General features: G+C 34.5%; 16 protein-coding genes. 7 read left to right on the forward strand and 9 right to left on the reverse strand.

All coding sequences use genetic code 11. The features are described 5' to 3' along the window. Positions 1–15 precede the first annotated feature (15 nt). From AC1QSP_RS05845 to AC1QSP_RS05865, 5 genes are all read left to right on the forward strand, one after another. A complete protein-coding gene (locus AC1QSP_RS05845; RefSeq protein ID WP_484080194.1) occupies positions 16–1,701 on the forward strand; it encodes an AMP-binding protein in 1,686 nt (561 codons plus the stop codon). Positions 1,702–1,718: 17 nt separating this feature from the next. Further along, entirely contained in the window at positions 1,719–3,275 is a 1,557-nt protein-coding gene (locus AC1QSP_RS05850; protein WP_484080195.1) for an acyl-CoA dehydrogenase family protein, read from the forward strand. Between the two features lie 53 nt (positions 3,276–3,328). Continuing rightward, positions 3,329–4,474: an acyl-CoA dehydrogenase family protein gene (locus AC1QSP_RS05855; protein WP_484080196.1), complete on the forward strand. Its 1,146-nt coding sequence runs from the start codon at positions 3,329–3,331 to the stop codon at positions 4,472–4,474. A 156-nt stretch (positions 4,475–4,630) separates the two neighbouring features. Continuing rightward, positions 4,631–5,152: a SixA phosphatase family protein gene (locus AC1QSP_RS05860; protein WP_484080197.1), complete on the forward strand. Its 522-nt coding sequence runs from the start codon at positions 4,631–4,633 to the stop codon at positions 5,150–5,152. 179 nt (positions 5,153–5,331) lie between these two features. Continuing rightward, positions 5,332–5,643, forward strand: a complete 312-nt coding sequence (locus AC1QSP_RS05865) for a hypothetical protein (protein WP_484080198.1) — start codon at positions 5,332–5,334, stop codon at positions 5,641–5,643. 224 nt (positions 5,644–5,867) lie between these two features. Here AC1QSP_RS05865 and AC1QSP_RS05870 read toward each other — a convergent pair whose 3' ends face one another. The 3 genes from AC1QSP_RS05870 to AC1QSP_RS05880 are packed head-to-tail and all read right to left on the reverse strand — an operon-like array spanning position 5,868 to position 9,627. Next, a complete protein-coding gene (locus tag AC1QSP_RS05870) occupies positions 5,868–8,492 on the reverse strand; it encodes a carboxypeptidase regulatory-like domain-containing protein (protein WP_484080199.1) in 2,625 nt (874 codons plus the stop codon). A 14-nt stretch (positions 8,493–8,506) separates the two neighbouring features. Continuing rightward, positions 8,507–9,316 carry a GLPGLI family protein gene (locus AC1QSP_RS05875; RefSeq protein ID WP_484080200.1) on the reverse strand — a complete coding sequence of 270 codons (810 nt, stop codon included), beginning with the start codon at positions 9,314–9,316 and terminating at the stop codon, positions 8,507–8,509. 50 nt (positions 9,317–9,366) lie between these two features. Then, positions 9,367–9,627: a hypothetical protein gene (locus AC1QSP_RS05880; protein WP_484080201.1), complete on the reverse strand. Its 261-nt coding sequence runs from the start codon at positions 9,625–9,627 to the stop codon at positions 9,367–9,369. 291 nt (positions 9,628–9,918) lie between these two features. Between AC1QSP_RS05880 and AC1QSP_RS05885 the strand changes: the two genes are divergently transcribed. Next, entirely contained in the window at positions 9,919–10,140 is a 222-nt protein-coding gene (locus AC1QSP_RS05885) for a hypothetical protein (protein ID WP_484080202.1), read from the forward strand. Between the two features lie 221 nt (positions 10,141–10,361). On the opposite strand, the gene AC1QSP_RS05890 is transcribed toward AC1QSP_RS05885, so the two are convergent. From AC1QSP_RS05890 to AC1QSP_RS05915, 6 genes are read right to left on the reverse strand one after another with little or no spacing between them, the layout of a single operon-like run. Further along, the gene (locus AC1QSP_RS05890) at positions 10,362–11,669 is read right to left on the reverse strand and encodes a hypothetical protein (RefSeq protein ID WP_484080203.1); all 1,308 of its coding nucleotides are present in this window, start codon (positions 11,667–11,669) and stop codon (positions 10,362–10,364) included. A 48-nt stretch (positions 11,670–11,717) separates the two neighbouring features. Continuing rightward, entirely contained in the window at positions 11,718–12,395 is a 678-nt protein-coding gene (locus AC1QSP_RS05895; RefSeq protein WP_484080204.1) for a c-type cytochrome, read from the reverse strand. Continuing rightward, positions 12,395–12,958: a DUF3341 domain-containing protein gene (locus AC1QSP_RS05900; RefSeq protein ID WP_323674092.1), complete on the reverse strand. Its 564-nt coding sequence runs from the start codon at positions 12,956–12,958 to the stop codon at positions 12,395–12,397. The genes AC1QSP_RS05895 and AC1QSP_RS05900 overlap by 1 nt, the downstream gene beginning before the upstream one ends. Beyond that, entirely contained in the window at positions 12,945–14,348 is a 1,404-nt protein-coding gene (nrfD, locus tag AC1QSP_RS05905) for an NrfD/PsrC family molybdoenzyme membrane anchor subunit (protein WP_484080205.1), read from the reverse strand. Before nrfD ends, AC1QSP_RS05900 begins: the two co-directional genes overlap by 14 nt. A 33-nt stretch (positions 14,349–14,381) precedes the next feature. Beyond that, the gene (locus AC1QSP_RS05910) at positions 14,382–17,540 is read right to left on the reverse strand and encodes a TAT-variant-translocated molybdopterin oxidoreductase (protein WP_484080206.1); all 3,159 of its coding nucleotides are present in this window, start codon (positions 17,538–17,540) and stop codon (positions 14,382–14,384) included. Between the two features lie 22 nt (positions 17,541–17,562). Next, the gene (locus AC1QSP_RS05915) at positions 17,563–18,981 is read right to left on the reverse strand and encodes a c-type cytochrome (RefSeq protein WP_484080207.1); all 1,419 of its coding nucleotides are present in this window, start codon (positions 18,979–18,981) and stop codon (positions 17,563–17,565) included. Positions 18,982–19,345: 364 nt separating this feature from the next. On the opposite strand from AC1QSP_RS05915, the gene AC1QSP_RS05920 reads away from it, so the two are divergent. Further along, positions 19,346–19,834, forward strand: a complete 489-nt coding sequence (locus AC1QSP_RS05920; protein ID WP_322969234.1) for an SPOR domain-containing protein — start codon at positions 19,346–19,348, stop codon at positions 19,832–19,834. The last annotated feature ends 19 nt before the right edge of the window (positions 19,835–19,853 follow it).

Raw genomic sequence — 19,853 nt, forward strand, 5'->3', positions numbered from 1 at the left:
AAAATTTCCACTATTATGTCATTTCCACAATTTAACAATCCCGCATTCACGGATTTCTTTTTCCATTGGGAAAAAGAAAAACCAAATGAGGTATTTCTTCGCCAGCCAAAAGGCCGCGAATGGACAACTTATACATACAAAGAAGTTGGTGAACAAGCCCGCAAACTTGCACATTTCTTAGAACAAAAAGGTGTGACTAAAAATACACATGTCGGAATTATTTCTAAAAACTGTGCCGAATGGGTAATTACAGATTTAGCAATCTTAATGTTAGGGGCAATCTCTACGCCTTTCTACCCAAATTTAAACGCATCGGAATTCGAAGTCGTTTTAAAAGAAAGTGATTCAAAATTCTTATTCGTCGGCAAATTAGAAACATGGGATCAAATTAAGGCAGTAATTCCAGCCGATGTAGAAATATTTACCTTTAAAGATCATCCGGGTCATTCTAAGATTGATCGAGGAATTAAATGGGATGAAATCATAGAGACGTCTGAGGTAAAAGATTATCAACCAACTTTTGCTGATGATGATATTTGGACGATTTTATTTACATCCGGAACGACCGGAAGTCCAAAAGGAGTAATCTTAACGTATGGCAACATGCGTCATGTCATTAAAGTTGAAACGACAAAACATGTGATTGGTTTACGCGAAATCATTGGGAATGCCCATTTTATTTCCGTTCTTCCTTTAAATCACATTGGTGAGCGAATGGCTGTTGAAATGGCGTGTTTGATTACTGGAGGAACAATCTCTTTCGTAGAAAATATCAATACGTTTGTTCAAAATATCCAAGATACGCAACCTACCTTGATGTTTACTGTTCCCCATTTATGGTCAAAATTCCAATTAGGAGTTTTAGAAAAAATGCCACAAAAACGTTTAGATTTATTATTTAAAATTCCGATTGTCTCTGGAATTGTAAAGAAAAAAATCAAACAAAAATTAGGACTATCACGCATGGTTCACCCAATTACAGCGGCTGCTCCTATTCCACCCGAATTAAAAAAATGGTATGCCGATTTAGGATTACACTTACGAGAAGTTTATGGTATGACCGAAACAACTGGTCTTACGATTTTAACACCTCCAGGAAATCAAAAAACCGGAACGGTTGGATTACCAATTGATGGTTTACAATTAAGAATTGATGAAGAAACACACGAAATCTTATTAAAAGGTCCCTCTATTTTACAAGGTTATTATAAAAATCCAGAGAAAAGTGCAGAAGTCATCGAAGATGGTTGGTTACACACCGGAGACCGTGGACGATTAGACGAAGACGGATATTTGTACATCGATGGACGTATTCAAGATGCATTCAAAACCTCTAAAGGAAAATATGTAGTTCCTTCTCCTATCGAATGGAAATTCGGAACCAACGAAAACATCGAACAAATTGTCGTTGTTGGATTAGGATTAGCGCAGCCATTAGCTTTGATCCGTCTTTCTGAAATTGGAAAAGCGAAATCAAAACAAGAAATTGAAGAAACCCTTTTACCTGAATTAAAACGTGTGAATGAAGAATTAATCAATTTCCAACGTCTTTCTCATATTGTCATTATCAGTGACGAATGGACCATTGAAAATAAGATTCTTACACCAACCCTAAAAGTAAAACGAAACTTGGTTCAAGATAAATACCAAGATAAATTCGGACAATGGGTTACCAAAACTGAAAAAATTATTTGGGCTTAAAAACAAAATCACAAAAAATGAAAAATATTAAGTTTACAGACGAACACAAAGCATTTAGAGATTCGTTAAAACAATTTTTAAACAAAGAAGTTACGCCTTATATCGACCAATGGGAAAAAGAGAATAAGATACCTCGTGAGGTCATCAAGAAAATGGGTGAAATGGGCTATTTAGGATTAAATATGCCAGAACAATACGGAGGAATGGATTTAGATTTCTACTACTCTGTGATTTTCTTAGAAGAAATTTCTTCAATCTTTTCAGGAGGGTTTGCGATTACTTTTGCAGTAATTCAATACATGTCTTCACCATATTTAATGAAACACGGTTCAGATTTCATTAAAGAAAACTATTTAATGCCAACAATTGCGGGAGATAAAGTTTCTGCCATTGCGATTACTGAACCTGGTGCTGGATCGGATGCAGCAAATATCCGTACGACGGCTAAATTAGAAGGAGATCATTATGTGGTAAACGGATCAAAAACATTCATCACGAACGGAATCTACGGCGATTATTATGTAACGGTTGTGAAAACAGATCCAGAAGCTGGTGTAAAAGGCGTCTCTTTATTATTAATTGATCGTGAATCTGCAGGTGTAACGACAACTAAAATAGAAAAATTAGGTTGGCATTCATCAGATACAGCAGAAATCAGCTTTGATAACGTAAAAGTTCCAAAAGAAAATTTATTAGGACAAGAAGGTTTAGGATTTATTTACTTAATGGGAGGATTACAATTAGAGCGTTTAGCAGGAGCAATTATGGGAACTGCTGCTTCTGAATGTGCATTAAATTACGCTTTAGAGTATATGAACCAACGTGAAGCATTTGGTCGTAAAATTAATCGTTTCCAAGTTTTACGTCATCGTGTAGCGCAAATGACCGCAGATATCGAAGTAACGAAAAACTATGTCTATTACTGTGCCCAATTACAAAACGAAGGGGAATATGCGGTAAAAGAATGTTCAATTGCTAAACTTCAATCAACTGAACTATCGAGTAGAGTCATCAACGAATCGTTACAATTCTTCGGTGGATATGGATTTACAGAGGAATTTAAAATCGCTCGTATGTATCGTGATACACGTGTAGGAACAATTGGTGGTGGAACATCAGAAATTATGCGCGAAATTATTGCAAAAATGGTGATAGATGATGTATCTTACGATTCAGCACATAGCACAAAACCAGCGAGTAACAATGCTGCACCAAAATTAAACGGACAATCAACAAATAATCATACTACAAATACTAATCAAGAAAAAAACACAATTATGTCAGATTTAAATTTATTAGACGTTATCAAAACGAACGCAGAAAAAGCATCAGCAATCGGAAACTCATTAAAATTCGATTTAGGAGGAGAAGTTATCGTAATCGATGGTAAAGGTGGAGCTAACGTAGTTTCTCAGGACGATCAAGATACTGATTGTACGTTAAAAGTTTCAAAAGAAGATTTAGCTGATTTATTATCTGGAAAATTAAATCCAATGAATGCCGTAATGGGCGGAAAAGTTCAGATCAAAGGAGATATGGGCGTTGCAATGAAATTACAGTCTTTATTAGGTTAAAAATTAAAATAAAAAGGCTGTAGGAATACAGCCTTTTTTTAATTGGATTAGTTATGAGTAGATATTATACAGCTGAACACGAAGAAAAAAGAAAAGAAATAAGAGCATTCTTTGATCAAGAAGTTCAACCCTATATCGACCAATGGGAAAAGGAAAAACATATCCCGAAATCCATTTGGAAAAAAATGGGGGAACGAGGTTATCTTGGTTTTGGTTTTCCAGAAGAATACGGTGGAACCAATCGCGATTTCTGGTACAATGTCTTATTAGTAGAGGAAGTTTCAAAAATTAGAAGTGGTGGTTTTAATGCTGCTTTTGGGATTACTCAAATGGCACTACCCTATATTCACAAGTATGGATCTGATTTCTTAAAAAACAAATACCTAAAAGCTGTTATCCAAGGCGATATGAATTGTTGCATGGGAATTACTGAACCAGGTGGTGGTTCGGATGTTGCCAATGCTAAAACAACAGCTATAAAAAATGGCGATCATTACATCGTCAATGGTTCTAAAACATTTATCACGAACGGAATCTTAGGTGACTTTTATGTGACCGTTGTAAAAACTGATCCCAACGCAGGTTTCGCAGGATTTTCTTTGTTGATTATTGATGCAGATGCTGAAGGAATTACGAAAAATCCAATCGAAAAAATGGGTTGGCATGCTTCAGACACCGCTGAATTAGGATTCAATAATGTAAAAGTACCCGTAGAAAATTTAATCGGTACAGAAGGAAGCGGTTTCTTTTATTTAATGGGAGGACTTCAATACGAAAGACTTTCGATGGCTTTAGGTTCGATTAACGATGCAGTAAATGCTTTAGAATATACCATTCAACAAAAAGCAAAATTATTGAAAGGTGCAGATAATCAACAAAAACGTCATGATTTAGCTCAAATGGTAGCGGATGTAGAACTTTCTAAACAATATGTTTATCAATGTTGTAAAAATCATAATGAGGGTGAATATATGGTATTAGAATGTTCGGTTGCTAAAGTAAATGCAACAGCATTAGCCGATAAAATAATCATCAAATGTATCGAGATTATGGACGATTTAGGCGTACGCGAAGACCACTATTTAGCTCGCATGTATCGTGATGCAAGAATCGGTACCATCGGAGGTGGTTCACAAGAAATTATGTTTGAAATTATTTCGAAGATGGTCATAGACGATAAAAAGTACGATGCCGCTTAAATAAATACAGCAATTATGATTTTTCAAGAAGTGCAACTCACAAGGTTGTACTTTTTTATTTCTACCAATGAACATTTTAATTATTCAATACATAAAATCATTTGAATAATTCACATCTAGCTTAAAATAGTATTTAAATTGCACCAAAATTTATATATGCGAAATTATATTTCATCTATTTTGGTCCTTCTATGTATTTTTTGCCATCAAAATATATGGGCGCAAAGTGCAAATAATTCAAAAATTACAACCTTTATTTTAGTAAGACATGCCGAAAAAGCGGATCATACACCGAATACAGAATTGAGTGAAAATGGTAAAAAACGTGCGCAAGCGCTAGCAAGACTACTTTCTAATGTCAAAATTGATGCTATTTATACCACTCCACTGAAAAGAACCCAACAAACAGCCCAAATGGTAGCGGAACAAAATAATTTGAAGATTAATAGCTATGATGTAGATGCCACCTTTAGTTTATTAACGGATCATCTAACAAATAAATACAAAGGTAAAACCATCTTACTCGTCGGACATTCTAATACACTTCCCGTGAATATCGAACGCCTTACACAACATAACATTGAGATTCCTGAAACGGAATTTGATAATGTTTATATTATTCAAGTCAACGGTAACGATCATTCTGTGAATATGCTTCAATTGAAATATGGAGAATAATTTACAATGATTTAGTAAATTCTCATTCATTAATTGATACCCTACTTTGTTCATTCTCATCATCAAACCAATTAAAAAATAGTACGTTTGAACAAGAATTATACTTGTGCATTTGATATTAAGTTTCCAGAAATAAAATTGGTATATTATTTGTCCAATTCACTTAAAATCTACATGTTATGAAAGAAAAAATTCAATACCAATACAAATCTGCAAGTATTGCCTTAGAGGAACTAAAAGCATTAGGTTATACCATTGATTATAATCTTGAAAAGGATTGTATTCGAGTAAATCCTGACGTCTTTGACATCACGTATATCTACCGCTACGAAGGAGCGACAAATCCTGGAGATGAATCCTCTGTTTATGGTATCATTAATAATGAAAATGGTGACAAAGGTGTTTATGTCTTAGGATCATTAGGAACAGATGATGAGATTGATCAATTTATTATTGATTTAGAAATCAAAAGAAGAAATATTGAACATTAAACATAAAAACAGCTCGATGCATTTGCATCGGGCTGTTTTTATATCACATTTATAAATATTGTTATCCGTAGCTTATTTAAGATTAAAATTCATTAAGGTTTATCTTCATTGTTTGCTTTGCAGGAACGTTAGAAATCCTTTTCAATAGCATTAATTGTAAAGGGAAACCCGACCGAAGGGAACGTCCAAAATAAAAAAAACTTCCACAAAAGGAAGTTTATATTTTAAAACGTAAAACGTGTTGTTAGCATAATTTGTGTTGGTCTTAGCTTGTATTGATAGCGCATTTCGTAATACGAACTTAAACTGTTTTGAGAAAAATATTTTTCGTTGAACAGATTATAAGCTGTTAATTCGAAATCGATTTTCTTTTTCTTTAACGTGTATCGATACATCAAATCGCCAAAAAAAGAATTTGGATTTAACCTAGAATCATCATTAATATAAGCATCCATATTCAATTTGATATAATGACGATCGGCTGGAAAAAAATGGAACCCCAATTGATGCTCTTGGTTGACTATTTTACGCGATGGATCAACCATCATCTTGCTTCTGTAGTTAAACCATGAATAGTTATATTCAAATGTCATCCAACTTAACTGACGAAATTTCACACCTGTTTTTATGTTGGTTATTTGGTTATTGACTTCAATAAATGCATTGTTGAGATATTCATCATTTTTAGACCATTGTTGAAAAATTTCAACTTCGAAAGTTGATTTTAATTTTGAAAAATATTGACTAAACTTAGCATTTAAGTTATGGGATAATTGATGATTGGTTTGTTCTACAACTTGTAAAATGGAACTTGCATCTGAATTAAATTGATAATTATTCAATAAAGTATTTTCTATCCACGAATAATTATACCCCAAATTAATGAACCTAGCTTTGATTGGATTTTTGTATTCAGCTTTTATAGAAGAAATCCAAGAATTACGTTCATTTAATTTTCCGTCACGCTGTTGTATTGTGTTGTAATTGTATAAAATATAATTCTCATGTATTTGTGATAAACTTCCTAAACTCTGTTTGTATGTGTTTGTAGATCGTAATTCCCATTGATTGGATAATTTGTATGATAAAAATAAATTCGGATTCACGAACAAACGATTCATTTCTTCATTCTTAACTAGATTTTTCATCTGAAGATGATTCATTTCTATGGGTAACAAAAGAGTGGTTCTAAAATTTCCTTTTCTATATTCGAAACGATTATCCCAATAGTAATTAAATATGGACCAATTCACATCATTTGTAAAATGATTACCAATACGCATTTCATCAGCATACAAATTACTTTCCATTGTTTGGTTGAGATATCCAAATCCGATTTTTGAATGCACCGAAATCGATTGAATTCCTTTCGAAAATTCAATAAAATTGTTGGTCGAAAATTTATTAAAATCTATGCGTTGAAAAGCATTTTGATAGTTTTGATTTTGGTTAATCATATCAATAAAAACTCCAGGAGAAATAGATAACTCTTCTTGATAATCTTTGTAAGAAATAGATGAACGAATAGTTACCAACTGCTTTCCTATTTTCTTTATGATTTTGAATTGATTGGCAAATTCTTGATTTGGTTTTTGAACGATTTGATCAACTAATTCATTATTCCTTCTTAAATAACCATGCGAACGATTCCATGCACCTCTAAATTCTATTTCGTTTTGAAGATAATTATCTGTACTATTGCGTAGTAATGTCGCTTTTGCTGATAAATTTTCAGATTGAAGATGATTACGCTTCTGTTCATTTAACAATAAATTTCCAGATGGTAAAAAATATTGTTTTGTACTTTGCCCTATTTGCTTTTGGTAATCGTTGGTATACGACAAATTAAAACGTAAATCGAGTTCTTTATTTAATTTAAACAAATGATTCCAAGTACCTAATTGAACAGCATTATCCAACCATCTTTTTTCGTTAAAATGAGGCGTTTGTACTGAAGATATACCTAACCAACCTTCATTAGAAAAACGTTCAGTATGATTTAAAAGATCTTCCAAAGATAATATATCCATTTGTTTCGTTACATCTTCACCACGATTATTGGATTGGTAAGAACCAATCATTTGCTGTTTCTTTTTAAACAACATTGGTGTAATATTGGTTTGATACAACAATGGCGAAACACCTAAACCGATTTCTGCTTTACCAGAATACGTTATTTTATTTTTAAGTTTGATATTTAATGCAGCTTTAGAACTAACAACCAAACTATCTAACATTTTGATGGGTTGATGATTTTCTAAAATTTGCACTTTATCTACTGCATCTGCGGATAGATTTTCGTTTGCTAAAGCATATTTACCACCCAAAAGATCCATTCCTTCTATATAATACTTATTAATGGGTTCGCCTTGATACAAAATACGACCAGAAGATTCGATCTCTATTCCTGGCATTTTTTTGATGACATCAGCTATTGTACGATCTTGTATATCTTTAAAGTTCGTTACATCGTAAGCAATAGTATCGCCTTTTTTTCGCACTGCAGGTTGCTTCAATTGCACTTCTTTTAGCTCAATTGCTTTTTCTTGCAATGTAAAATCAAAATTAGAAGTTGATTCGTTGACTAAATCGGAAGCAAAGGCATAATTCATGGCTCGCACTTTTACCTCGTACATTTCGTACAAGGATTCTTTAAGTGTTAACGTAAAATTCCCATCGGCTTTGGTAATAAAATAAGTCAATGTTTTATCTTCATCGCTTGGCGATAAAATAACATTTGCACCAGCGATAGCTTGTCCTTTTTCATTTGTAATTTTACCAGAAATTGTAAGTTGCGCAAAAAGAATTTGGGCTATAAATAGGAATAGTAGGAAAAGTTGTGGTTTCAAAATGTTAACTTATTTTATAAATACGTCCATAAATCAGGGATTAAATAACGATGAATTTGCGATTTACGAAATTCAATCATTTTTTTCATCTTTTCTTCATCAACAACAATTCCGGATGATGATATCGATGTTCCTGGATCGTAAAAAAATTGTTTAAACACATTTTTTAACTCATTTTCTGAAATTGCCATTGCCTTAGGTATTCTGTAATCTAACAATTCTCGTGTATAATTATTATCATCATAATTCATTTTATACGATGCCAACTTCCAATGAAAATATCCATGATCATCTTGTAATTCTACGATTAAACCTGGTAATCCTTTAAACAAAAAAGGACCATCATTAATCGGAATTGTTTCGTCATACCACGCAATCCAATTTCTTCCTAAATAAGTTGTCGTTGCCTTCTTTAGATTAGTATTCTCATGCTTAGCATCTGATAAGATCCATTGCTGAGTTTCATCCAAGTTTAGTTTAGCTATAAATCGATCGGTACTTGAATGAAATATCGAAATTCCATTATTATCTTGAATGAAATAATTATTTAATTTAGAATACGGAATATTTCCTTGTTTTTCCCAAGTTACTTGAGGATCTTCTTTATTTTTCCATGCTAAATAATCTACTTCTATTTTTTTTATTTTATTCACTTCAAAATAAAATCGCTCTTTCAAAGTTTGAATTACAGCAACTTCATTTGCTATAACATTAGTAGGACGAAGACTGTCATAATAATAGGTATAATCATAAGTGAGTTTATGCTGAGCAAAGCAATTATAATTAATGATGACAAAGCAAAATAATAAAAAGTAATTCTTCATGATTTTATAGTTTTAAAGAAATAGGCTCTAGAATAGAGCCTATAATAATTTTATTCGTAACCAGGAGCTGACTGCTCAATTTCTTTTAAAGCATCGCACATAGCTCTATCACCCGCATCCAATTTATCAGTATCAATACCTTCCCCATTATGACAAGCGGTATAATATCCACCACATTCTGTTTTAGATTGAAAAGTAGCACATTCCCTTACCGTTTCTTCTAATTGATAAGTTAATATTTGATCAGTATCATTCGCCATTGCGAACGTTCCGAAAAGAGCAAAAGCACTTGCTAATAACATTTTTTTCATTTTTAAAGTAATTTAGTTTTTAATTCTTTAGTTATAGTTTGCAACCTATAACCATCTCATTAACGTTAATTACTTCAATAATAATATGCAAATCAATAGAACTATTGTTGTCAAATATTATAAATTAACTAATATTTTCTTATAATTAAACACTTACTGTCTTATTTATCATCATGTTAAGTTTTATAAATTAATATATAAAATTGATATTTTTTTACATATATACTAAAAACAAAAAGCTATTTAAAGACAAATAACAGCTAAGTAATATAGAATTTAATATAGTTCAGATTGATAATCAATTTATTATTAACAATGATTGGAATGTTATTTGAGAAAGATAGAGCAAACCTAAATAATATGAAAGAAAAATTACAATACCGATACAAATCTTTAAGTATCGCTTTAGAAGAATTAAAAGAACTTGGGTATACAAATGATTATAATATCGAAAAAGAGCAAATTAAAGCTAAGCCAGAACTATTTGACATTACATATATCTACCGTTACTAAGGAGCTTCTAATCCAGATGACGAATCATCCGTGTATGGAATCGTAAACAACGAAACTGGTGAAAAAGGTGTGTACGTTTTAGGATCTCTTGGTACAGATGATGAAATTTATCAATTCATTATTCAATTAGAAATTAAAAGAAGATCTATTTAATATAAAAACATAAAAAAAGCCCGATGCAAATGCATCGGGCTTTTAAGTATTTATGATAACCGTTCTGATTAGAATGGGTATTCGTAAATTTTTGATTCGTGGAAGTAAGGGTGACCTTTAGCTTCTAAGTTTAATTTAGAAATTGCATTCATTACTACGAAAGTAAATAAACCTGCAATTCCAACTAAAGCTCCAATCTCCATGAATCCGAAGTTGTGGAATGGTCCAACAGCTGCTGGCATAATTTGGTTGTAGAAGTCCCAGTAGTGACCAAATACAATTAAGAATCCCATAGCAAATACAATGTTGAAACGACGTTTCATTGAAGAAGAAACTAAGATTAAGAATGGTGCAAATAAGTTTACTGCTAACATCCAGAAGTAGTAAGGGTATTGCGCCATACGTTGCTCAAAGTATTGAACTTCCTCAGGAATGTTCGCATACCATTGTAACATGAACTGACAGAACCATAAGTAAGACCATAATAATGAGAAACCGAACATGTATTTAGTTAAATCATGTAAGTGGTTGTCATTGAATAATGGTAAAGATCCTTTTCTTTTTAAGTAGATTGAGATGATTGCCATAATAGAAACCGCAGAAACTAAGTATGAAACCATTCCGTACCACATAAATAATGAAGAGAACCAGTGAGGATCTAACGACATTACGAAATCCCATGCAAATGCTGCAGAGAAGATTGCGAAGAAAACGATGTATAAAACAGATTTTGTATATAAAGAAGAGAATAATCCTTTATCACCAGGATTTTCATCTAATTTACGAGTTGCATTTTTGATTACAGGAACCATTGCTGATAATACGACTAAGTAGATAACACAACGGATAACCCAGAATGGAGTATTTAACCATAACTGTGCTTTGTTCGCCATGAAAATATCATAGTTAGCGCTTTCTGGATCAATTAAATCAGCCGCCATCCAGTGGAATAAGTGATTCCAGTGCATTGCAGAACCGATTACAACTACTAACAATAATACAGAAGCAACTGGTAAGTAAGAAGCAATACCTTCCATTACACGAGTAACTACCATAGACCAACCTGCATTAGCAACGAATTGGATTGATAAGTAGAATAAAGCTGAAGCAGCGATACCAAAAGAAAAATATGCAGGAACATAAAAAGCAGCCCAAGGACGGTTTTTTAATAAATTTAATAAATGTTCCATATGTGCTTCGTGATCTGTATTTAATGATAAATAAGAATCAGATACGAAATCACCATAAAATTGTGTTGGATCTGCTTGAATTAATCCATTAATATAGTCAGTTGAATTTGCTACATCAGATTGATGTAAGAAAAATCCAATCCCGTAAAGTACTACCCCTACCACAATCATGATAAGAGAAGTCATTTTCAATTTTGGGGAAAATGTATATTGCATGATAATTAACTTATTTGATTATTTTTCGTTAGTTGTTTGTTCTGTTGATGCTTCAGCTTCCGCTGCAGGAGCTTCCGCAGCTGGTGCAGCTTCTGCCCCACCATTTTTCAAACTCATAACGTATTCAGCAACTCTCCAACGATCTGCAGGTGTTAATTGAGAGGCATAAGAACCCATCGCATTTTTACCATACATAATTACGTGATAGATAGAACCGACAGTAATATCACGTTCACCATATGTAGGTACACCTGAGTAAGCTTTCGATTGAACAATAGAACCTTGTCCATCTCCTGCTGTTCCGTGACATACCGCACAGTTTTGCCCAAATAATTTTTTACCTCTTTCTAAATCTTTGGCTTTATCCCCTTGTAAAGGAGATGCAGTTACAGCTTTAGCTTGAGCATAACCTGCGTTATTGTTTTTATATGGCCAAGGAAGAATGTCACCGTCAGTACGCGCTACAGAACCTTCAACAGATTCTAAAGCAGACATATTGTAGTGTGCATTGAAAACTGGCACATCTGATGGAGCATCCGTTGTTGGATACTTCGCATTTGCTTTTTGATAAGGATCATAAGCCGTTGCATAGTACATGTCTGGCATGTAAACGATACTTGGCGTACGTTTTTTATCTGAACAAGAAGTTACAAGAACTCCCGCTGCTAATCCTAAAAATAGTGCTGTCTTTTTCATTATGCTTCTTCTTGTACTAAATTGTTAACATTCGATTGAGGGAAATCACCTTTTACAGTTACTTCCTCTGCTCCTGTTTCAATAAATACATTTTTGATTTTCTCTACATCAGTAGTGTGAATTTCAATCATGAATTTATCATCTGTTGTACGAGGATCTGGATTTTGAGGTGCTGCACCTGGATATAATTTATTACGGAATAAATATGTCCATGACATAAAGTGCGCTGCACAGAATACCGTTAACTCGAACATAATTGGAATAAACGCAGGCATATTTTGACCCCAAGAGAATGATGGTTTACCACCAATATCTTGTGCCCAGTCATGATTCATGATAAACCATGTCATTGTCGCTGCTAACGTCGTTCCAAATAAACCATAGAAAAAACCAATGTCAGAAATACGAGTTTTCTTTAAACCTAAAGCTTTATCTAAATGGTGAACAGGAAATGGTGTATACACTTCATCAATTGTAATACCTTGTTTACGAATTGACTTTACTGCTTTCATTAAATCATCGTCGTCTCCGTAAAGACCATATACGATTTTAGTGTTCGTGATGCTCATCTTCAGTATGATGTTTTTTGTAGCTTTCGCCAGATGATTTCAAAATAGTTTTTAATTCAGCTTGTGGTAATACTGGGAATGTACGTGCGTACAATAAGTATAATACAAAGAAGAATCCGTTTGTTCCTACGAAGATACCTACGTCAACGAACGTTGGCATAAACATAGTCCAGCTTGATGGTAAGTAGTCACGAGATAAGTTGATTACGATGATATCGAAACGCTCGAACCACATACCAACGTTAACTACGATTGAAATGATGAAAGTCCAGAAGAAGTTTCTTCGAATTGGACGGATCCATAATAAACCTGGGATTAATACGTTACATAAAATTAACGCCCAGAAAGCCCACCAATAAGGTCCTGTAGCAGCACCTGGAGAGAAGTATGTAAAGTCTTCGTAACGAGATCCAGAGTACCATGCAATCCATAACTCAGTTAAGTAAGCTACTGCTACCATACCTCCAGTTACAACGATTACGATGTTCATGTACTCGATGTGCTTACGTGTAATATAAGCTTCATAGTGGAATACTTTACGTAAAACTCCTAATAATGTTTGTACCATCGCGAAACCTGAGAAAATCGCACCCGCTACGAAGTAAGGAGGATATACTGTTGAGTGCCATCCTTTAATTACTGACGTTGCGAAGTCAAAAGATACGATAGTGTGTACAGAGAATACTAATGGTGTACATAAACCAGCTAATACTAATGAGATTTCCTCAAAACGTTGCCAGTGTTTCGCTTTACCTCCCCATCCAAATGATAAGATTCCGTAGATTTTCTTAGCAAATGGTTTAGTTGCACGGTCACGAATTAATGCGAAGTCAGGAATTAATCCAATGAACCAGAATACTACTGATACAGAGAAATAAGTCGAGATCGCGAATACGTCCCATAATAATGGTGAGTTAAAGTTTGGCCATAATGAACCGAATTGGTTAGGAATTGGGAATACCCAGTACATTAACCATGGACGACCCATGTGGATTACAGGGAATAACGCTGCCTGTACAACGGCGAAGATTGTCATGGCTTCCGCAGAACGGTTAACCGACATTCTCCATTTTTGACGGAATAATAATAAAACGGCTGAAATTAACGTTCCGGCGTGTCCGATACCTACCCACCATACGAAGTTAGTGATATCCCATGCCCAGTTAATTGTTCTATTTAATCCCCATACACCGATACCAGTACCTACTGTATAGGCGATACATCCAATACCTAATAAGAATGCAACGAATGCAATCCCGAAAGCAGTCCACCAAAGTTTACCTGCTTTACTCTCAATCGGGCGTGCGATGTCATTAGAAATATCGTGGTAGGTTTTATGTCCTTTAATAAGGGGCTCTCTTACCTGTGATTCGTAATGTGACATATTTGTTTACCTTATGATTCTTTAATAAATTAATTATGCGTTCTCTTTTCTGTTTCTAACTTTTACTTGATAGATAACATTAGGTTTAGTACCAATCTCTTCTAATAACACATAAGAACGTTTATCTTTTGATAATTGTCTTACTTCAGAGTTATCATCATTGATGTCACCAAACTTCATTGCTCCTGAACCACAAGCTCCAGCACAAGCTGCTGCATCTTTAAATTCAGCATCAGTAACACGACGTCCTTCTTTCTTAGCTTTTAAGATCGCTGCTTGAGTTTGTTGGATACAGAAAGAACATTTTTCCATAACCCCTCTCGTACGTACGACAACGTCTGGGTTTAATACCATACGTCCTAAGTCATTGTTCATGTGGAAATCGAACTTCTCGTTGAAGTTGTAGTTAAACCAGTTGAAACGACGTACTTTATAAGGACAGTTGTTTGCACAGTAACGAGTACCAACACAACGGTTGTATGCCATCATATTTTGACCTTGACGACCGTGAGATGTTGCAGCAACTGGACATACAGTCTCACAAGGAGCGTGGTTACAGTGTTGACACATCATTGGTTGGAAGATCACGTCTGGATTTTCAGCCTCTGGTTTAATTAAACGTTTGTATTGTTGTGGCTCGTTATCTGGATCAGACTCTAACGCAATTTTCTGAGTTAAACGACCTGCTTCATCTTGGTAAGTAACATCAGAATAGTAACGGTCGATTCTTAACCAGTACATATCACGAGAACGACGCATTTCATCTTTACCTACAACAGGAACGTTGTTTTCCGCTTGACAAGCGATAACACAAGCACCACAACCCGTACATGCATTCATGTCGATTGATAAGTTGAAGTGTGGTCCTACTGAACGATCAAATGATGCCCAAATATCTACTTCACCTGTTGGAGTAGTTCCTCTCCATGTTGGCATAATAGCTGATGGGTTCCATTCTTGACGATCTGTATTGATGAAATCATTTAAAGAAACTTCACGAGCGATTTCGTAACGTCCCATTAAAGTAGGTTGTTGTTGCATGTTAGCAAATGGGTGTTTGTCTGTACGAGAAGATTTTTCAATCTTCACGTTAGTCGCACCTACATTTCCTGCATAAATTTCATAAGCATTAACCCCTACTCCATTTGCAACTTTACCAGCTTTTGTACGTCCGTATCCGAAGGCTAAACCTACAGTACCTAACGCTTGACCTGGTTGGATGAATACTGGAACTTCAATTGTTTTTCCATTAACAGTTACGTTAACGAATTCACCATCGAATTGCATTCTTCCGTTTGTTACATTGTAGTTATCTTGAATTTTGATTCCTAACTTCTCAGCATCCATTGGATTTACTGTTAAGTAGTTATCCCAAGAGTTTCTTGTAATTGGATCTGGTAACTCTTGTAACCAAGGGTTATTTGCTTGTGTACCATCTCCTAATCCAGCTTTAGCATAGAATTGAATTTCCCATTCTGAAGCTTTTCCAGCAGCTAATTTTGCAGCAGCTGCAGCAGCTACTCCGCTATTTCCTGCAAATGAAGTTGCTTCTTGAGATTCATTGTATCCGTTGTATAAAGCTTTGTTAAAATCAACACCTAATTGAGGTAAGATTGCTGATTCCCAGTTGTTTTTAACGTATAAGAAGTAAGGAGAAACTTTTTGTCTTGTTGCAGAAACAGCCATTTGCATGATTGGATCATTTGGATCTTCAGTTTCTACGACTTTTGTTACTCCTGTCATCCAAGCGATTAATGAATCTTGGAACTGACGAGAATCAAATACACGACGAATTGTTGGTTGTTGTAATGAATAAACTCCTGTTAAAGGGTTAAAATCATTCCAAGACTCTAATGCGTGTGTTACTGGTGCTACAACATCAGCTAAAGAAGCAGTTTCATCTAATTTTTCTGCCATTGCCACTTTTAAACCAATAGATTTAAATGCCGCTTCAACATCTTTAGATTTATTACTATTGTATACTGGGTTAACTTGGTAAGTGAATAATACACCAACTTGACCTGCTTTTGCTTCGTTGATGAATTGATTAAATACCGCGTCATTTGATTCTTTTAATAATACTGCTTTATTAGAAACAGCTACTGAACCTAAAATTTGGTTGATAGCAAATGCTAAAGTATAAGCTTCTTTAGAACCATCAGCCATTACAACAGCTTTAGATCCTTTTGCTTGTAACTCTGCTACAATCGCTTTCGCTTCTTTAGAAGAAACAGATCCACCTTGTAATCCATTGTAAACTTCTGCTAAAACTTTTTCAGTTTCTGTTGGTTTTAATGGGAAACGTGTATCCGCATTAGCACCAGTTAAAGATAAAACAGATTCAACTTGGATGTGACGTAACATTGAAGCTCCTGGTTTACGAGCTGCAGCGTATGATCCTTCCATACCACCTCCGTTGTAATCAGCTAAGAAATCAGCGTTAAAAGAAACAACTAATTCAGCATTTGCTAATTCGTAGTAAGGTAATTCTCTTTTTCCATAGAATTCTTGTGCAGCATCTAATCCATTTGAATAAGAAATAGCATCATAAACTACGTGTTGAACTGTTGGATATTTAGCAGCAAATTCTGCAATTAATTTCTTCGTTGATGGTGAAGGAATAGAAGAAGTTAAGATCACTGCTTTTTTACCTCCTAATGAAGCTAAAGCTTTTGTTACTTTAGCATCCACATCTTCCCAAGAAGTTTGTTTGAATTTATCACCGCTATTTACTAATGGTGTTTTAATTTTATCTGAATCATATAATGATAATACAGATGCTTGAACACGAGCATTTGTAGAACCAAAATATTTTGCTCCTTTATTTGCATCGATACGGATTGGACGACCTTCTCTAGTACGTACTAATACGTTAGCATAATCGTATCCATCAAAAATTGTTGATGCATAATATGTAGGTACACCTGGATTGATATCCTCTGGTTTAACTACGTAAGGAACAGATTTTACGATTGGAGCTTCACAGGCTGCTAATGTAACAGCAGCTGTACTGAACCCTAAAATCTTCAAAAAGTCACGACGTGAAGTTTGGTTATTCTCCATGGCGCTTTCATTCCCTAAGAAATTATCTACAGGAATTTCCTCTGCAAATTCGTTGGTAGTTAACTTTTCATTTAAAGTATTGTCAGTTAACTCCTCAAAACTTCTCCAGTAATTTTTCTTCGAAGCCATTTATACTCCTCTCTTTTTTATATTAATAATGACATTTACCACACTCTAAACCTCCGATAGCATCTACTGTAACTTTAGTAGCGTCACCGTATTGTTTTTTCAACTTCTCGTGTAGTTCTGCGTAATATTCTTTGTTATACCCGTTGTCCATATCTACCTCAGTAGTTCTGTGACACTCAATACACCATCCCATAGTGAAGTCATTTGCCATTCTCACTTCGTTCATTTCATCAACGCGTCCGTGACATGCAAAACATACTTGATCTCCACCACCGATATTTAATTCAGCAGCATTTGGAATAGTTCCCTCTTTAATTGCTTTTAAGATAGCTTGCTCACCAGCAACAACGTGTTGTGCGTGGCTGAAGTAAACGAAATCTGGCATATTGTGGATACGTACCCATTCGATAGGTTTTTGTGTACCTTCATATTTATTCGTTTCTGGGTTCCATCCAATCGCTTTATACATTTTTTGGATTTCTCCTGTATAGAACTTTTTAACTTCATTCCCATCAGCAAATTTTCCAGAAGCTACTAAATCTTCCTCAAAGTACTCCCCTTTGTATTCTTTGATTGACTTGTGACAGTTCATACATACGTTAGTAGATGGAATTCCAGATACTTTACCGTATTTCGCAGAACTGTGACAGTATTGACAGTCGATTCCTTGAACACCAGCGTGAACTTTGTGAGAGAAATAAATTGGTTGTTCAGGCTCATAACCTTTATCAACACCAACTCCCATCATTCCCCAGTATACATTAAATAATGCGAAGAATGCTAAAACACCTACAGCTAAACCAGCAACTTTTTTGTATTTCTCAAAAGTAGCTGAGAATGATTGAGCTGTTTTTGCAACTTTAGGATCTAATTCGTTTAATGAAGTAGCTTTCACTAATGCATTAACACGTGCTAAAATCCATAATAATAATGCAGCTAAAACGACGAAACCAACAGCAATAATTCCTGTTGAAGCTCCTCCACCTCCTTGTTTAGAAGCGTCTTTTGCAGCTTTTTCTGCCGCTTCTTTTTCTGCCTTAGCAGCTTCGAAAGCAGCTTTCCCACCATCTGGGTCTGCAGTATATGCTAAAATATTATCAATATCACCTTCTGAAAGCCCTGGGAAAGCTAACATCTCTGTGTTATTATTTTCAGCATAAACCTTGTTCGCATACGCGTCACCTGACTCACGTAATGCTTTGTTGTCTTTGATCCAAGCGTGTAACCATTCCTTACCTAAACCTTGTTCGTCCATCAGACGTTTTTCAACGTTACGTAATTCTGGTCCAATCAATTTGCCATCAATCTGGTGACAAGCTGTACAATTTTGCTCGAATAACTCGTAGCCTTTTCCAGCGTCTTGGGCTTGAGTAAGGGAGAACGTGGCCATAAGAACCGCGGCACTCCATAAACGTATTCTCGTTAGAAATCTTGCCTTCATTTACTTAATTTCTCAGTTCGTTGTTTACTTTTAATTAGTTTTTATTTTGAACACTTAACTAACAGCAAAAATACTTTCAATACTTAATAAAATCATAAAGATTCTATACTGAACTTTGTCATTCATCTTAATTTAAAAAGATTCTAAATTAATACCGCTTTCCTATTGAAATATAAATGAGTTCAATGCTTATTCAAATCAGTCAAAATCAAACGAATTATTTCCCGCTTTAAATGATTTTTTTTACATTTTTTTCTGTTTAACATAACATCTTCTTATCATTTTAGCATGCTTTTTGTTTTGGAAAGATTAATTTTTTGTAACTATTAAAGTTCAAACTATATTTGCCTAAATTAATTCATTCATGAAAAATTTTATTGCATTACTCTTAATGCTCTTTACAACGGTCGTTTTTTCACAGGAAAAAATAGATACCGTCATTATTCAAAATAAAGGAACATTAAAAATAGAGTTAGATCAGCGAATTAATCAAGTGATCACAGCAAAAGAGGATGCCTCTTGCCCTGCTCCTGTAAAAAAAGTGGTGGTAAAAAAAGACCCTCCTAAAGCCAATGCTTCAGATCCGTGTGCAACTCAAACACAAATTAATGGATTTAAGATTCAAATTTATTACTCGAAAAACCGCGGAGATGCTGATAAAGTAAAGAATGAATTTGAACGAGCTTACCCAGGCATGAGTGCACAAGTTGTTTATTTCGCTCCTGACTACCGTGTATTAGTTGGAGATTATTTTACAAAATCTTCTGCCAACCCAGACATTCGAAGATTAAAATCAAAATACAACAGTTCGTTCGCTATACCTTATAAGGTTTTATGCCGACGCGCTAAATAAGAGATAAAAAAAGAGAAAT

This window comes from Faecalibacter sp., from assembly GCF_057177045.1.

Bases quoted from the DNA above. Each gene is read 5' to 3' on its own strand.
- AC1QSP_RS05845 (WP_484080194.1), top strand. From the start codon at position 16: ATGTCATTTCCACAATTTAACAATCCCGCATTCACGGATTTCTTTTTC.
- AC1QSP_RS05850 (WP_484080195.1), top strand. From the start codon at position 1,719: ATGAAAAATATTAAGTTTACAGACGAACACAAAGCATTTAGAGATTCG.
- AC1QSP_RS05855 (WP_484080196.1), top strand. From the start codon at position 3,329: ATGAGTAGATATTATACAGCTGAACACGAAGAAAAAAGAAAAGAAATA.
- AC1QSP_RS05860 (WP_484080197.1), top strand. From the start codon at position 4,631: ATGCGAAATTATATTTCATCTATTTTGGTCCTTCTATGTATTTTTTGC.
- AC1QSP_RS05865 (WP_484080198.1), top strand. From the start codon at position 5,332: ATGAAAGAAAAAATTCAATACCAATACAAATCTGCAAGTATTGCCTTA.
- AC1QSP_RS05875 (WP_484080200.1), bottom strand. From the start codon at position 9,316: ATGAAGAATTACTTTTTATTATTTTGCTTTGTCATCATTAATTATAAT.
- AC1QSP_RS05880 (WP_484080201.1), bottom strand. From the start codon at position 9,627: ATGAAAAAAATGTTATTAGCAAGTGCTTTTGCTCTTTTCGGAACGTTC.
- AC1QSP_RS05890 (WP_484080203.1), bottom strand. From the start codon at position 11,669: ATGACTTCTCTTATCATGATTGTGGTAGGGGTAGTACTTTACGGGATT.
- AC1QSP_RS05895 (WP_484080204.1), bottom strand. From the start codon at position 12,395: ATGAAAAAGACAGCACTATTTTTAGGATTAGCAGCGGGAGTTCTTGTA.
- nrfD (WP_484080205.1), bottom strand. From the start codon at position 14,348: ATGTCACATTACGAATCACAGGTAAGAGAGCCCCTTATTAAAGGACAT.
- AC1QSP_RS05910 (WP_484080206.1), bottom strand. From the start codon at position 17,540: ATGGCTTCGAAGAAAAATTACTGGAGAAGTTTTGAGGAGTTAACTGAC.
- AC1QSP_RS05915 (WP_484080207.1), bottom strand. From the start codon at position 18,981: ATGAAGGCAAGATTTCTAACGAGAATACGTTTATGGAGTGCCGCGGTT.
- AC1QSP_RS05920 (WP_322969234.1), top strand. From the start codon at position 19,346: ATGAAAAATTTTATTGCATTACTCTTAATGCTCTTTACAACGGTCGTT.